This is a genomic window from Staphylococcus kloosii, from assembly GCF_032139365.1.
Classification (GTDB): Bacteria; Bacillota; Bacilli; order Staphylococcales; family Staphylococcaceae; genus Staphylococcus; species Staphylococcus kloosii_A.
Genome location: NZ_JAVTDB010000086.1, coordinates 1 through 16,647 on the forward strand (window position 1 = coordinate 1; position 16,647 = coordinate 16,647).

A 16,647-nucleotide genomic window follows, 5' to 3' on the forward strand; every position below is an offset into this window, starting at 1 on the left:
TTATATCACTTTTTATATTAATTGTGCTATTATGTGTACAAGCAACTAAACGGGGAGGTAGACGACAATGTCTAAATTAGTGAAAATTATCATTGCTGCGGTTATTGCATTGCTACTTATTGTAGGAATTGGGGGCGCAATAACATACTATTTAGTGAAAAATACACCTAAGAATACCTATTTATTAAGTGAACAAGAAACAGCTAAGAAACTTCAAGATTATGGGAAAGATCGTTTTAAGAATGAATTTGAATTTCAAGACAAGTTGAAAGATAGTTCATACTTAGTAAATATGAATTTCAGTGCCGACGTACCAGATAAATTATTGAAATCTTCTGACATTCCAAAATCAACCGTCGATTCATCAAAGGTCAATTTAAAAGTGGGACATGACCCTGATAAAAACAAGTCAGTGTTAGCTTTAAATCCAACTATTGCTGATAACGAAATTGGAAAATTTCAATGGGCTGCAAATAGCAAAAATCAATATTATGAAGCACCTATTTTTGATGATAGTTATAAGGCAAAAAGTAGTGAACTTGTAGATGTGTATAAAAAAATTACAGGCGATTCAGCTTCATCATCTAGTTACTCGAGTTCATCAAAATATTCAAGCACTTCAAGTAGTCAAAACAGCGTCACAAATGATAGCTTAAATTTAAATACGATACTGTCTAGTGCGCAACTTTCTAATGATGACTTGAAAGATATTGGGGATCATTACAGTAAATTTGTCGTTGATAAATTAGATAAAGACAATTTCAAAAAAGATAATGCCAAAGTCACTGTAGACGGTAAAAAAGAAGATGCTAAAAAAGTTACGATGAAATTGAGCCGTAGCGAAACGAAAAAATTAACTGTAGCTGTCTTGAAAGAAGCGAAAAAAGATAGCGATATTAAGAAAATTGCTAAAGATAAATTCAACAATAAATCATATAAGAAATCTATTAACAAAGCATTAAAAGATGCTAAAAAAGCCGACTCAGACGAATATCCAAAAATTACTTCTACAATTTGGGAAAAAGACAATCAAATTTTAAAACGTAACTTATTACTTAAGGGACAATATGGTTCAGATGTTAAAATTACAGGTACAAGCCGTATTAGCGATAAAAAACTATTTGTAGACTACCAATTAAAACAACGCCAAGATACATTAAGTATTAAAGGTAGCTCTAAGAAACATGGCGATAACTACACAGATAAATATACGTTAGGTTCAAAAAATAGTTACAAATCAGATGGCATCGTTATTGCTAATAAAGAAAAACATAATGGTGACAACCGTACTGACAAAGGTAGCATCAAGAAAAAATCAAAATACGACGCTGCTTCTGTAAAATACAATAATGTATTAAATAGTGATCCAAAAAATAATACACAAAAACAAAAACTCGATATTACTACTGATGTCGAAGACGAACCAGTTACATTTACATTAGATGGTAATGTTAAACTTAAAAAACCAATTAAATTCAGTACTTCAGAGGCTAAAGACTTAAACACGATGTCTGATGCTGATTACAAAAAAGCACAAAAAGCAATTTCTAAAAATACCGGCGACTTACTAAAAAAATTACAAAAAGACGTTAAAAAATAATTAACTGACTAAAGGAGTGATTAAATGAAAACATTACAATTGTTTCGCATTTATCACTCTTTTTTATTAAAAAAATGGTATTTATTGCTCTATATTGCAGTCGTTATTATCGCCCTATTATCGACATTACTTATTATTCAACACGTTAAGCAACACAATGCCAAATTTAATATTGGCATTGTTGATGAAGACCATTCCAAAGAAACAAAATTGATATTGAACTCTATGGGTAACGGGAAAAACTTAAGTAAAGATATTCGGTTAAATCAATATAACAAACACCAAGCGCATCAACTATTACATCAGCAAAAAATTGAAGGCTATTATGTCTTCGAGCACGGTATGACAAAAGCTTTTTACCATAGTGGTAAACTACCAATCACTGTCTATACATATGATACACAATCTACAAAAAGCATTGCGATTCATCAGTTAACCGACTCTGTCTATAGTAGATTAATGCAAGCAATGGGCGGCGGTCTGGCTTATACTAGTCTTACACCACATGCGACTAAGCACCAAGCGTTCATCTTACTAACAGATTTATTATTTACAGGCTTAAATCGTACAGGCGCTTTTGATTATCACCCGTTAAAGCTCTATGATACCGGTAGTTATTATGTTATTACAGGCTATTTAATTTCGATATTCATCGTATTTTTGTCACTATTTTCTATTTTAAAAATGAATCAAGCAACGGCACTCAAAAGTAGACTAAGCATGTTTCACTTTTCATTTGAAAAATTAACTTTAATACGCAGCTTATTTAGTCTTTGCTATACCGCAATATGGACTGTCATTGGCTACATGTGGATTTTGCACAGTTTACCTAATACTTTTGAAAGTTATAACTGGCCAACAGTAGTTATCCACTTAGCTTATTACGTCATCATGATTACCTTATGGATCACAATGATAGAATTAATAAGCTCCGGTTGGCTGAATTACCTTTTCAAAATGATTTTAACGCTATTTATCGTATTATGTTCAGGGATGATTGTCCCAACGATATATTTCAAACATTTATTTGGTGGTTTATTTATTGCACAGCCATTTAGTTTAGTGACAAATCAAATGTTAGAAATTACGTTAAACAACTTTATTTTAGATACTTCACCTGTATTTTTTAGTAGCCTAATTATTTCTATCATTTTGTTAGCTATAACCCTTGTTTGGAGGTATCGCCGATGATGAAATCATATGTATATCTCGTAATTATAAAACAATGGAAACATTATTTAGCATTAATCGGTATCTTACTGTGTGTGTCATTCATTATTTGGGGCATTCAACAAAACTTAAATAAAACTCTGCATATACCCGTCGCAGTACAAGATATGAGCAATAGTCAGCAATCAACAGAACTCATTAATACATTACGTCATCATGATATTATTCAACTTGAAAAAATACCGCCAGACGATAGCTATATTGACGAGCGTGTATCCAAAAAAGAAGCCGTTGTCAGTATGACAATACCAAAAGATTACGCGACAAAACTCAGACATAATCATTTACAACATTCAATAAATTTATACACGCGCGATGATTTTATTGGCAGTATTGCCCTGGAAATAATTAGCAAGTCTATTTATGAACAACAAATTCCATATATCGTTAAAACACATAGTCAGTTAGCTCACAAATCTTACACCATGAAGACAATCAAACAACGTGTAGCTGACAAGACGCCTTCATCAAAAATAGGTTATCAAGCGTTAACACATACTTCTAATCATTCTATATCGGTAAGTATTATTTTTGCTTTATTACTATGTGTGAGTACAATCCAAATTATTCTACATCAGCGATTGAAACAAAATGCGGCATTAAATCGCTTAGCGCTTTTTCATTACGGTAAGGTTAAATTGTACTTAACATACATTTGTACCCATGCATTGATTTTATTGTGCTTTTTAGGCATTATCGCTTTAATGATGCAGCAACAACTCAGCATTATATTTTATTTACGTTCATTGTTAATTATTATTATTTTTGAATGCGGTATCGCCTGGTTACTATTCAAAGTTAATACGCTAAGTCATCGACTTTTTATGGCACTTATATACGGCGTAATGATTGCTATCATCTATATCTTTTTACAATTTTAGGAGTGACGCTATGATTGAACTTACAAATATTAATAAAAGTTTTCGCAATTTGCATATTTTCAGCAATCTGAATATGACTTTTAACGATAAACAGTTAACAGTATTACTCGGTGAAAATGGTGCAGGTAAATCAACTTTACTCCAACTCATCGCCACGTTAGAAAAACCGAACAGTGGCGCGATTCAATATTTTGGTGCACATTTAAATAAGCAAGCTGTCCGTGATTTAATCGGTTATATACCACAAGATATTGCTTTGTTCGAACATATGACTGTGAACGAAAACATTAATTGTTTTAAAGCATTATCCAAAAACCCAATCTCTGACCAAGCCATTGATACTTATGCGCAACAACTTCATTTAACTGAAAGAAATACGAAAGTCGCCAACTTATCAGGTGGTACTAAGCGTAAAGTAAATGTCCTAATTGGTTTATTGAGCAATCCTAAAGTACTTATTTTAGATGAACCGACTGTAGGTATTGATTTAAAATCACGTTATGATATTCATCATTTACTCAACGCTATGAAATCACAACGCCTTATCATCTTAACCACGCATCATTTAGATGAGGTAGAAGCCCTAGCTGACAATATTAAAGTTATTGGTAGCGACCCTTTTTATCGCGAAGTTTTAACAGAGAAAAATTGGTCATTCGAAGTGTATGACAACAAATAAAGCACATTAAAATAGGAAGCAGAGCAAAATTTTATTTTTATATGAAGATTATATATTCCTCCCCGCCAAAGATGGCTAGCGTTGAAAGTAGCTTGATATAAGCGCATTTTCAATTCAGTCCTCTACTGCCCATATAAAAGTCGAGCCTGAAGACAATATAATGTCTCAGGCCGTTTTTAATAACAGGAATTTGATAATATCTTCACTATTTTCTAGATGATTATTGCTCAAATAATAGCATACCGATGAAAATAACATTATCACCTTTTTTAATACATGTGTATTAAAATATGTTATGGTGTAAATATGCCAAAAATAATTAATCATGAGAAAAAGAAAGAACAGATAATTCAATATGCTTTCAATTCGATTGTAGAAAATGGAGTTAAAGGTTCTACAGTAAGACAAATAGCTAAATTAGCTCAAATGACACCCGGACAAATCAGATATTATTTTCCGAATCATTCAGAGTTATTAAACGCAGTTATGTCTTCAGTGGTATCAAAAATAAGAAGGAGAATAGAAACAATATTTACATCTGATTCTATGAATACAATTGATAAAGCAAAAACAAGTTTGCTAGCAGTATTACCTTTAGATCAAGAAAGATTAGCTGATATGGAAGTTTGGATGGCTTTTCGATACGACATGCATGAGTATGGTAAAAGTACCCTTGACGACGGACTAGATGAATTATGTACGAGCATTTTAACTTTATTAAATAATGATAATTTGTTAAAAAATAATTCGACTTTACGCCTTGATTCTATGAAGTTACATGCCTTAATCGATGGTTTAGCACTACATAAATTACTTAATCCAAATGAAACTTCAAACGAAGATATACAAGCAATTTTGGATGAAGAAATAACTAGACTAACACACTAAAGGAGAATAGCAAATGAACTTTATAGTATGGCTTATCATTTTTTGTGAAGTAGCCTTTTGGATTGTAATATTAATGGGGGTGGTAACTAGATATATTTTAAACCGAAAAAAACTAGGTTTCTTCTTCTTAGCACTTACACCTGTTATAGATTTAATATTGCTATTAGCGACATCTTTAGATCTCATGAAAGGCGCAACAGCAGAGTCACCTCACGCTATAGCTGCAGTTTATATTTCCGTTTCTCTAGTTTTTGGAAAAAGTATGATAAGTTGGGCAGATGATAGGTTTAAATATTATATAATGAAACAAGGTGCCAAACCTCCAAAACTTACCGGCTTAAATTATTCTAAACACTACGCTAAAAATTGGTTAAAACATTTACTTTCATACATTATAGGAACAGGGATTTTACATTTAATTATATATTTAATCAATGATAAAAATCGTACTGAAGCTTTGAATTCCACTATTCATATTTGGACAATTGTTATCATCATTGACTTAATAATTTGTGTTTCTTATTTTGTGTGGCCACCAAAAAAAGCTAAATAATTGTTAAAAATATTTGCATATAAATAAGAAAAAACCTAAGAAACTCTATTTTCTAGGTTTTTTCTTATTTATTAAGTTAATGTATATTAATTTATGAAGAAACTTAGCTATTTATTACAATTGTTCAAATAGTGTGGCTAATAATGATGTTCTATCAACTACATACGTCTTATTAATATGTTCATTGCGGGCATGCGGGCCTCCGCCTACACCACCTAAACCATCTAACGTAGGTGTGCCTTGAGCGGCTATAAAGCTCCCATCACTACCGCCACCAACTGCAACTTGTGCTATTTCGAAATCTAAATCTTGAGCAAATGCTTGTGCCTGTTCAAATAACTTCTCAGTAGCATCTGTTTTTTCCATAACGGGTCTAACTTGTCCGCCATCAATCGATACTGCTACTTTTGAATTTTGTGCTTCTAGACTTTGAATACGCTTATCTATTTTTTCACCTTCATAGTTATTATTTACGCGGACGTCGACTTTAATTTGAGCGCTATCTGGTCTAACATTTATCCCAGTACCACCCATCATTGTCCCAACGTTAACTGTAGTACCTGTATCATAATTCGTTAAACTTTCTAAGCGTTGAATAAAATGAGCTGCTTCTAAAATTGCACTTTCACCTGCTTGATGATCATTACCCGCATGTGAACTAACGCCTTTAAAATTTATCGTATAACGATAAATACCTTTTCGGAAGGTTTTCAGCGCACCCTTTTCTCCTGTCGCCGCTTCAGCAACTAAGCCATAAGTACTGTTACGCGCTTCTTCTTCGATATAAGGTCTAGAAGTTGGCGATGCTATACCTTCATGGTCACCGTTAAATAAGACGACAATTTTTTTATTCGTAGTGATATTTTGTTCTTTTAATGCACGTAACGCCCATAGCACTTGAACGACACCGGTTTTCATATCAATAACACCAGGCCCATAAATCGTATCGCCATCTTCAATCAGTTCTAAATCGCCAAAGCCCCATACTGTATCAAAATGCCCACTTACTAACATTTGTTCATCGCCTTCACCTATCCGAAAACGAATGTGGTTACCAGTATCCTGTTGTTTAATGATTTCTGGTTCAATATCCAAATAACTTTTGATTTTATCTTGAATCCATAACCCTGCTTCATCAACAGCCTCTTTATGCGCCGTTGGGGACTGTTTTTGCACGAGGGCTTTTATATCCGCAATAATATCTGCTTCATGTTCAGAAATATAGTCCTTTATTCGTGACAAATTATTCCACTCCTATTCCACTAAATCTTGGTTTTCATCATTTAATTGTTCTAATTGTTGAATACGTGCTTTTACTTCGTCATTATAATTTTCTCTAAATTGTGTGATGATAACGTTGAGCAAACTAATTATCGGCGCTATTTCGTTATAACCACTAACGTCTCTATTTGTTTTCGCAAAAAATACCGTGTCAGCCATTTTATATATTGGTGAAACTTGATTATCTGTAATACTAATAATACGGGCTTGTTGCTTTACAGCATTTTTTATAAATGCCGTCGTATCTTTATGATATCTAGGAAAAGAAATGGCAACGACAGCATCATTAGGTTCCATGTCTAACAAATATTTATTCATATGTTGTTTCGTTACGACAGTGACATTGGATTTATACGTACTTAACACATAGCCAAACCAATGCGCCGCACCATATGACGTATTATTTCCTATGATATACACGTGTTGTGCATCATGGATTAAATGCATAGCATGATTTACAGCTTGTTCATCCAATGATGTTGCCACGCCTTGGATTAACGTAATATCTTGATTCATAGGCGCAAGTATTGATGACGAATTAAACTCAGTCTTTGATTCCGTATCAAACACATACGTTCTTATCGCATTTTGCATTTCCGTATATCCAGCAAAACCTACAGTATATGCAAAACGAATTATTGTAGCTTCGCTTACTTGTGTGGCTTTTTGTAATTCGGCTAATGTCATATAACTACATGTCTTTGTATAATTCAAAATATATGTTGCAACTTTTTTCTTGCCGGCTGACAATGCGTCATATTGTTCTTCAATTGCCTTAATGATATCTTTTGCCATTTAAGATCCTCCAAACGTCAGTCTTTAATTCGTGCTATACGCACCATTCTTTCACCAGAAAAACAATATCTTGGGTAATTGATTGCTGCGATATAGCAATCAAATGGTGCTGTTATATTTTCATTATTAAGTTTACCAAGAATCGTACCTTGTTCATAATGAACGCCCGAATTAACATAAGGTACAAATAATCCATGGTACTCAGCTTTTAGGGTCGTCATACGTTCGTGAAAACGCACAGGATGTGTTTCTACAATTTTATCAGAATTAGTAGTTGCTATATTGCCTGTATACTTGAAAAAATTAAGCAATTGTTTAAAGCATTTTTCTGCGGCATCAAAATCAATCATACCGTCAGGCTGTCCGCCTTTTAACTCAACTAAGAGTGCTTGTTGGCCCGCTTCACATGCTTCTAAAAATAATTGCCCTCTCGCTCCACCAGAGTGTACCACATCTGGAAAACCTAATAATTTTGCTAAATCAGACTGATGTTCAAATTGGCTATAGAGTGACATCACATATGTTGAACCATGTTGACCGCAGCAATGTAAGTCGATAATATAGTCAGCGTCTCTTGTATCTTGCCAAATACTGTGCGCTAATTGCATAGATTGCGAGCCATTCACATCACCTGGAAAGATACGGTTTAAATCTAATTGGTCATATGGCGACGTTCGCGTACGATTAAAATAGGCTGCTTGATTACACACTGGAATAATTTTAACCTTACCGTTCGCTCCATGATCTTCAAAATATTTAACAAACTGACGTGCTACATAAATTGCCGTTTGTTCTACGCCATGAATGCCTGACGTGATAACGACTTCAGTTCCTTCGCCATCACCATATTCATATATATCATAAGTAGATAAACTAGGATCTTGATATGTTACTGTTTTCATTATTTTGCACCTTCTTATTAATTAATATTATGCTGGTCCGTAATGAATCAATACTGCTATGATGACAAAGATAATTGCGATAACTGACCAAATCACTACTAGTGGGAAAGCAAATCTTACCCATTTCGCAAACGGTACACCACCTACTGCTAATATAGCCATTAAAGTACCAGACACTGGTGTAATCATATTAGTAATACCATCACCTAATTTGAAGGCGATAACGGCAGTTTGTCTTGTAATGTGTAATACGTCTGCTAACGGTGTCATTAAAGGCATAACTACCGCTGCTTGACCACTTCCAGAAGGTACAATTAAATTGAATAAAACGTTGAATATAAACATTGCTACTGCACCTAACATCGGCGGTAAATGACTTAATGGGATAAAGAGGCCATTCACTAACGTATCCAAAATTTTCGCGTCTTGCATTAGTACAGTAATAGATCTAGCCACGCCTATAATTAAAGCACCAAATAAAATATTTTTCGCACCTGTCATAAATGTTTCTATAAATTCATTCGGCGTTTGACGCGCAACAATTGCCGTTAAAATACCATCAATTAAAAATAGTGCTGATAATTGATTTACGCCCCATCCTAATTGTAAAGAACCATAAACAAAGACTAATATAGTCGCAAAGAATAATATGATGATTATTTTATGCGTCATTGTGAAGTTCGAACGAGCTTCTACTCCTTCATCGACAATATCTTTTTGAAATCGTTGTTTACCCATAATACTCTTGCTTGGATCTTTAGATATCTTTCTAACGTAATGCATCACATACAATAACGTCACAATCATATAGACAATAAACATATAGACACGTAACATCGTTCCAGAGAATATAGGTAACTTAGCTATCGTTTGTGCAACACCTAAAGCTATCGGATCGAAAATCGGTGCAACTGCACCAACAAAGTAACTCAAATATACAATTGCCACTCCAGCTATCGCATCTAGATTCATCTTGCGAGCCAAAATAACACCTAACGGAATAAAAGCAATAACTGCATTGGCACTAACACCAAATGCGTGTATTAATCCAAAAGTAATACCAATGACAATAATTAATAAATATATATTACCACCGGTTTTATCTACGAGTTTTTGAACCGCTGAATTAAAAGTACCTTGCTTTTCAATAACTGCTACTGCCCCACCCATAATTAATACTAAAAACACTAAATCAGAAGTATCAATTAGTCCTTTCGGAATCGACATAAACAAATCTATAACATTTAAAAATCCACCATTAATATAATTAAAGCTACCAGGCACAACTGTATGGTTACTACCAGTCGTTTTAAATTCACCAGATGGAATTATAAAACTCAACAGCCAAACTATTATCAGAATAACGAATAATATTACAAACGTATTCGGCATATTAAACTTCTTTTTCATACTGACACCCCTTTTAAAGTGAGTAAGCGCTTACAAAATTAAATGATTTTTATACTTCACAATTGTTATTTTCGAAGTATTTACTACACCTTAACATATTACACTTCATGTTCAAAGCGTAATTATGTTGTTTCAAATATTTTTGACATTAGCATTTTGCTGGAATTTGCTTTATACTCGGCTTGAATGCACAATATCAAATTACATAGCGCGTTATTTTACAAATTTTTAAGGGGATGGATACAATGTCAGAACAAAATTTACCTACGTTAACTTATACAGGCGCTTCTAAATCAGCAGTACCAATTATTAACGAAAGTGAATTACAAACAATTACAGCTGAACCATGGGTTAAAATTTCAGATGAAGGCTTACAATTAGAAGGATTGTGTTTCGATAGCGCTCATAATTTATTTCTATGTGAAGTTTTTGGTGGCAAAGTTTTTCGCGTAGATTTACCAGAAAAGCAAGTTTCTACGGTTTTTCAATCCACAAAAACAAATCCTGCTGCAGTTAAAATTCATAAAGACGGCAAACTCTACGTGTGTTATTTAGGTGATTTTGAAAGTAGCGGTGGCATCTATGCAGTGGATGATACTGGTAACAATTTCGAAGATATTATTAGTGATACTACGACCGAATATTGCGTAGACGACCTTGTTTTTGATAGTAAAGGTGGCTTTTACTTTACAGACTTTAGAGGGTACTCTACGAATCCACAAGGTGGTGTCTATTACGTTTCACCAGATCATCAGACAGTGACACCTGTGATACAAAATATATCAGTAGCGAATGGTGTCGCGTTAAGTACGGACGAATCAGTGTTATGGGTCACTGAAACAAACACCAATCGTTTACATCTTATTGAATTACTCGAAGATGGTGTATCTATCGCACCATTTGGCGCTTCTATTCCTTACTATTTTACGGGTCATGAAGGTCCAGATTCTTGTTGCATCGACAGTGACGATAATCTTTACGTTGCTATGTATGGTCAAGGCAGAGTATTGGTATTCAACAAACGTGGTTACCCAATCGGCCAAATTTTGATGCCTAACAGAGACGAAGGTCATATGCTTAGATCGACACACCCAGCATTTATTCCTGGCACAGATCAACTTATTATATGTGCTAATGATATTGAAGCAGGTGGTGATTCTTGGTTATTCACTGTGCGCGGTTTTGCTAAAGGACATAACAGTTACCAATTTCATTAAATTTAATGCATACAAAAATAGAGGATGCGACATTTAACTGTCACGGCCTCTATTTTATATTGCCTTCACAAAATTTGTTATGCTACATATCGTCCCTTTTCACACTATGATAAGGGACAAATTTAATTTTTATGTCCTGGGGAATATTCCAATATTGTTTAAATAACTTTTCATATTTTTTATTCTTTGGGGTTGGTTGTTGTAAAAATTGTTCAAACGGTAATTTTTCAACTTTATATGTAGTTGCTAAAGGATCCTGATGATAATCATATTTTAGCTGACCAATACGGATATCATTTGTATAATCCACATAAAACATGACACAAATATACGTACAACATATTGTTGTCACTACACTATTTACAGCAATACCAAACCACTTTTTCTGTATTTCAAGTTGGGCTAATAATATTAAGAATATAACAACCCATATGCTATAGGTTATATAAAAATATCCATGTTCAATTTCATTATAAAAACTATAAGTAGCCATCAAAAACACGAGTGAACCACATAAAATATGTAACGTTTGTTTGAGTTGTTTATCGATATCTAGATAATTAATAGCAACTACTACAGATACTAGAAAGATAAGCGCCATACAAAAATTAATGATATTTAAAATTATAAAATGTTGATACGCGTCAAAGTTGAAATTTTGATAAATGATAATAGCATAGCATTGAAAAATGACAAGCCCACTACAAATAAGCACTTTTTCCCATAATAACGCACTTTGAAAATCGGCACTTGGTATTAACAACACAATTAATACAATAGTAATAAGCGTTAAAATAATAATGTTACTGAAAAATACACTATTGGTAATCGATAACGTTAGACTTTGATAACTGCGTAGGGCTAACGTTGTCAATTCGTTCCCATTTTGAGGTATTTTAATCACACTATGCAATTTGTCGTATGCCGTACTCGCATAAAGTATAAATATACCTATAAAAGTTAAAACGCCGCCTAAAGTTAACTTAGGATTTAGCCGATTATATTTATAGCCATAAGTAATGACAGCAGTAGTTATCAATATAACATTAAATAGCGTAGCTAGTTCCAAAAATAATTGACCACATAAACTTACAACATAATAAATAATGTGATGTCTTGTCGTTAATATAGCAACGTCATCAAACATTGAAATGACATACCATAAACTATATATCATACATGCCGTCGCAGGTACATAATTATAAAATCCTTCAAACCAACCATACGTATGACTGAAAAGAGATGGAGGAATGATCAACATTAAGCCAAAAACGAGCATAAAATAAAGTGTTTGTTGCTTAACTTTTATAAACTGTACAATGGCAAGAATGATACCTAAACTAAACAAACTATAGGTTAGCCAACGTATGATTTCACTTCTAACAGCATAAAATTCCAATAAATTACTCAAATAACGACCGTTAATATCTACAAAATGAGTGTGTAACAATTTAACACCATAGACACTATGCCATTGCCAATCGCTATACACGAGAGGTACCCACATGACCAAAACAAAGTAAAACAAGAAACAAAAGCAATAGTATTTCATAATTCCGGACTTCATTGGTGTCATATTAATGTTCCTCTATAATGCTTGTGATTGTTAGTATATGTAGTCGTTTGTTCATTGTAATGTCTCTCCTAAAAATTATTTCTACTAAAGGAATATTATAACCATTACTGAGCCAAAAGTGACCGAGTCTAACAATGACCTAAAAAACAAACAAGATTTAGTAAAAAACACATCGTTATGACATAAAAAGCTAACAAGATAACCTTGCTAGCTATAAAATCTATTACATATTTGATTTTCTACTTCTGAATAAACGTGTTGATAATAATGTTACTCCAGCAATAAATAATGAACCTACAGTAACGAATACGTTAGATTGTGCACCACCTGTTTTAGGTAATTGTTTAGCTTTCTTTTGAGTTGCTTTAACTTTTTGAGTTGCTTTTTTAGCTTTATCAGTTTTAGCTGTCGCTTTATTGGCTACAGCTACTTTAGTGTTTGCTGTTTTCACAGTAGCGTTTGAAGCAGCTTTTTTATTAGTTGTCTTACTTACAGTTTTAATATCCTTTTTAACACCTGTTACGGTTTTTGCATTTGCTGTTTCTTTCGCTTTTACATTAGTTGATGTTTTTGATTCCACTGCTTTAGGTGCTACAGCTTTACTTGCAGAATCTGCTGCTTTTTCAGTTGATGGCGCTTCACTTCCTTTTACTTTGGGTGCATCTGGCCATTTTTTTGGTGACGGTGTACTTGCACTATCTGCTGGCTTTCCAGTTGATGACGCTTCACTTACTTTTACTTTAGATGCATGTGGCCATTTTTTTGGTGCTGATGTACTTGCACTATCTGCTGGCTTTTCAGTTGATGGCGCTTCACTTACTTTGGGTGCATCTGGCCATTTTTTTCGTGCTGGTGTACTTGCACTATCTGCTGGCTTTTCTGCTTTTGCTTTTTGCTGACTATCACTTACTCCATGATTATGACTGTGATGATGGTCTGCTAAAACATGATCTGGCGCTTCTGCTCCATCACCTTGACTATGTGCTTCTGCATTCGTCTGTACAGTAGTTAATAATAAAGCTGAAACACTTAATGAAGTTAATATAGATTTCTTTAACATAAATTTTCCTCCTGTTGTTCTGTCACTTGATGCCTTTATGTCAATAAGATTATTTATAAAGTTGTTCCGTGATATTTAGAATTTATATAGCTATACACATATTATTATAGTCATTTATCCTTTCTATTTTTTACTATTTTCATCGTATTTTATACCTTTTCACTTTTATATTAGCCCTTCGCCCTTGTTACTCCTAAACTCACAAAAAATTCCCGTAAATTCACTCAAGAATTTACGGGATTTACATTATTGCTTATTTAATATAGTTGTATGAACCTGCTTCGCTTGCTGAAATTGTACGTGAAGTTACAACGCCAGGTCCTTTACCATAGTTCATTTCTGATACTTTTACTGAACCATCGCTGCTTACGCTATCTACATATGCAACATGGCCATAAGCACCTTGTGAAGTTTGTAGGATTGAACCTGATTTAGGTGAGTTATCTACTGTGTAACCTGATTGAGCAGCTTTGTTTGCCCAGTTACTAGCGTTGCCCCAATCAGAACCGATTTTTCCGCCTACTTTATCGTAAACGTAATAAGTACATTGACCTGCATCATATGCATTGCCACCGCCTGATGTTTTACCAGAAAATGCTGTTGAATTATCATTTGATTGAGGTGCACTTTGTGTTTGTACTTTTACGTTTTTATCTGACGTGCTATAAGATGCACCTTTTCCTCCAGCGTTATTAGCTGTGTAAGATTGCATTTGGTTGTTTGTACCATAATTGTTGTTAGCGTTTTGTTGACTTTGGTTGTTTTGTTGTCCAACTTGTCCTTGTTGAGGTTGTTGATTTTGTTGTCCTTGTTGTGCTTGGTTTGGACTCCAATTACCTTGCCATTTGTAATGATAGCTACCTTGTTGGTCTATATTATATGAATAGCTATAAGATGATGGGTCGTTAGGGTTATATGCACCTTGTCCGTTATTTTCTGCTGCGTCAGCATGATGATGTGCCATTCCTATAGTTGCGATACCTGCTGTTGCTATTGTAGCTGTAGCGATCTTTTTCATAATTAAACATCCTCCATAGATATAGTAAAAATTTTTATTAGTTAAATGAGAATCTCGTGGCTCATAAATTACATGTTTACTTTATAATTGTATTTTTTCATCGTTTTTTAACGACAAGACACACACTAACAGATAAATTTAACTTTGTGGGCGATGTTATGACATTGTAATTGACGCATAATAATTTACTGTGCGTTGTAATTTTTCTGCCTTTTCTGTAATTTAATTACAAAGTTGTCACTATGGTTTTCAAGCTTTCATTATGTTTTCAAAGTATTACACCATGTAATAAGTAATGTAATTTGATGTTTGTTACACACAGTACAAATTAACAATATATAACTTTTAATTATTGCAAAATATTATAAACCATTACTTAAACTTATTAATTTTGTATGCTAAGGTTAAAGTAATTACTACATCGCACGGGACGGCATTTCTTTAGAAGTATTTATATAGATAAGAGGGATACTATGTTTGTTTATATTTTATTAGAAGTTATTTTACCAATTTTAATATTGATTATTGTGGGAGCTTTAATTCAAATTAAATTTACTTTTGATTTAAAACAACTTTCTACATTAATTACTTATTGTTTAATGCCTGCAGCAGTTTTCATCAATATTATCGATATTAAAGTAAATACTACTGTTATGATGCACATTATTTCCTATTTAATAATTTACACAGTCATTTTAATGTTACTAGGAAATGGTCTCTCCAAATTATTAAAGTTAGATAAACCACAAGGCGCAGCTTTAAAAAACAGCATTTCTTTAATGAACTCAGGAAATTATGGAATGCCTGTCAGTCAACTCGTATTCGCACACAATCCAATTGGCGTTTCTATACAAATATTCATTCTTATTTTCCAAAATCTTTTAACTTATTCTTATGGGCTCTATAATTTACTTTCTGCAACAACAACGTTACGTGGGATTATTACTTCACTCTTAAGATTACCTATTTTTCATGCACTTATCTTAGGCATCATCTTTCAAGTATTCCATATTCCATTACCTGAATTTGTACATATTCCTTTAAATGAATTATCAGATGCTTTTGTCGCAGTTGCACTACTCTTATTAGGCGCACAACTAGCTAAAATACGTCTACGTTTCTTACATCGCGTTATTAAGTGGTCATTAATTGGCCGTTTAATCATTGGTCCGTTACTTTCGCTAGCTATCATCTATATCTTGAAAATTGATGGCGTCGTTGCGCAATCACTATTCGTTGCAAGTTCGTTCCCTACATCTAGAAACACTTCTACAATTGCAATGGAATATGATGTTGAACCAGAATTACATGCACAAGTAGTACTTTATTCTACTTTACTAAGTGTTATTACGGTGACTACTGTCATCTATCTTTCAAGAATCATGTTTTAAATAGCACATTCAAAAAGGGAGCAGGACAAAAATCTTATTTCAGAAGATTTTATAGTCCCACCCCGGCAAGGATGACTAGAGTTGAAAGTAGCTGATATAAACGCATTTTCAATTCAGTCATAAAATCACTAACTATCAATATAAAAAATAAGTTTAGCTTTATAAC

The 16,647-nt window shown here is 33.4% G+C and carries 15 protein-coding genes; 8 read left to right on the top strand and 7 right to left on the bottom strand.

The window, feature by feature from the left end; genetic code table 11:
* Positions 1-67 precede the first annotated feature (67 nt).
* The 6 genes from RPL90_RS12250 to RPL90_RS12275 all read left to right on the top strand — a co-directional run bounded on the left by RPL90_RS12250 (position 68) and on the right by RPL90_RS12275 (position 5,831).
* Positions 68-1,600, top strand: coding sequence for a DUF6583 family protein (locus RPL90_RS12250; protein WP_313550115.1), 1,533 nt, complete (start codon positions 68-70; stop codon positions 1,598-1,600).
* Between the two features lie 24 nt (positions 1,601-1,624).
* Positions 1,625-2,791, top strand: a complete 1,167-nt coding sequence (locus tag RPL90_RS12255) for an ABC transporter permease (protein WP_313550118.1) — start codon at positions 1,625-1,627, stop codon at positions 2,789-2,791.
* The gene (locus tag RPL90_RS12260) at positions 2,788-3,711 is read left to right on the top strand and encodes an ABC transporter permease (RefSeq protein WP_313550121.1); all 924 of its coding nucleotides are present in this window, start codon (positions 2,788-2,790) and stop codon (positions 3,709-3,711) included. Before RPL90_RS12255 ends, RPL90_RS12260 begins: the two co-directional genes overlap by 4 nt.
* Before the next feature lie 10 nt (positions 3,712-3,721).
* A complete protein-coding gene (locus RPL90_RS12265; protein ID WP_313550124.1) occupies positions 3,722-4,390 on the top strand; it encodes an ABC transporter ATP-binding protein in 669 nt (222 codons plus the stop codon).
* 306 nt (positions 4,391-4,696) lie between these two features.
* Complete coding sequence (locus RPL90_RS12270; protein ID WP_313550127.1) at positions 4,697-5,278, top strand: TetR/AcrR family transcriptional regulator; 582 nt, start codon at positions 4,697-4,699, stop codon at positions 5,276-5,278.
* A gap of 13 nt (positions 5,279-5,291) precedes the next feature.
* Positions 5,292-5,831 carry a hypothetical protein gene (locus RPL90_RS12275; RefSeq protein WP_313550130.1) on the top strand — a complete coding sequence of 180 codons (540 nt, stop codon included), beginning with the start codon at positions 5,292-5,294 and terminating at the stop codon, positions 5,829-5,831.
* A 114-nt stretch (positions 5,832-5,945) separates the two neighbouring features.
* Here RPL90_RS12275 and RPL90_RS12280 read toward each other — a convergent pair whose 3' ends face one another.
* From RPL90_RS12280 to RPL90_RS12295, 4 genes are read right to left on the bottom strand one after another with little or no spacing between them, the layout of a single operon-like run.
* Complete coding sequence (locus tag RPL90_RS12280) at positions 5,946-7,073, bottom strand: M20 family metallopeptidase (protein WP_313550133.1); 1,128 nt, start codon at positions 7,071-7,073, stop codon at positions 5,946-5,948.
* Between the two features lie 12 nt (positions 7,074-7,085).
* Positions 7,086-7,907 (bottom strand): MurR/RpiR family transcriptional regulator, encoded by an 822-nt coding sequence (locus tag RPL90_RS12285; protein WP_313550135.1) that lies wholly within the window; start codon positions 7,905-7,907, stop codon positions 7,086-7,088.
* A gap of 17 nt (positions 7,908-7,924) precedes the next feature.
* Complete coding sequence (locus tag RPL90_RS12290; protein WP_313550139.1) at positions 7,925-8,809, bottom strand: succinylglutamate desuccinylase/aspartoacylase family protein; 885 nt, start codon at positions 8,807-8,809, stop codon at positions 7,925-7,927.
* Positions 8,810-8,836: 27 nt separating this feature from the next.
* Positions 8,837-10,219 (bottom strand): YfcC family protein, encoded by a 1,383-nt coding sequence (locus RPL90_RS12295; protein ID WP_313550141.1) that lies wholly within the window; start codon positions 10,217-10,219, stop codon positions 8,837-8,839.
* A 245-nt stretch (positions 10,220-10,464) separates the two neighbouring features.
* On the opposite strand from RPL90_RS12295, the gene RPL90_RS12300 reads away from it, so the two are divergent.
* Complete coding sequence (locus tag RPL90_RS12300) at positions 10,465-11,436, top strand: SMP-30/gluconolactonase/LRE family protein (protein ID WP_313550143.1); 972 nt, start codon at positions 10,465-10,467, stop codon at positions 11,434-11,436.
* 82 nt (positions 11,437-11,518) lie between these two features.
* Here the strand turns inward: RPL90_RS12300 and RPL90_RS12305 are convergent, their stop codons facing one another.
* The 3 genes from RPL90_RS12305 to RPL90_RS12315 all read right to left on the bottom strand — a co-directional run bounded on the left by RPL90_RS12305 (position 11,519) and on the right by RPL90_RS12315 (position 15,090).
* On the bottom strand, positions 11,519-12,928 hold the full coding sequence (locus RPL90_RS12305) for a hypothetical protein (RefSeq protein WP_313550144.1): 1,410 nt from the start codon (positions 12,926-12,928) through the stop codon (positions 11,519-11,521).
* Positions 12,929-13,235: 307 nt separating this feature from the next.
* Entirely contained in the window at positions 13,236-14,072 is an 837-nt protein-coding gene (locus RPL90_RS12310; protein ID WP_313550147.1) for an LPXTG cell wall anchor domain-containing protein, read from the bottom strand.
* Between the two features lie 253 nt (positions 14,073-14,325).
* Positions 14,326-15,090, bottom strand: coding sequence for a CHAP domain-containing protein (locus RPL90_RS12315; protein WP_313550150.1), 765 nt, complete (start codon positions 15,088-15,090; stop codon positions 14,326-14,328).
* A 473-nt stretch (positions 15,091-15,563) separates the two neighbouring features.
* Between RPL90_RS12315 and RPL90_RS12320 the strand changes: the two genes are divergently transcribed.
* Complete coding sequence (locus RPL90_RS12320) at positions 15,564-16,481, top strand: AEC family transporter (protein ID WP_313550154.1); 918 nt, start codon at positions 15,564-15,566, stop codon at positions 16,479-16,481.
* The last annotated feature ends 166 nt before the right edge of the window (positions 16,482-16,647 follow it).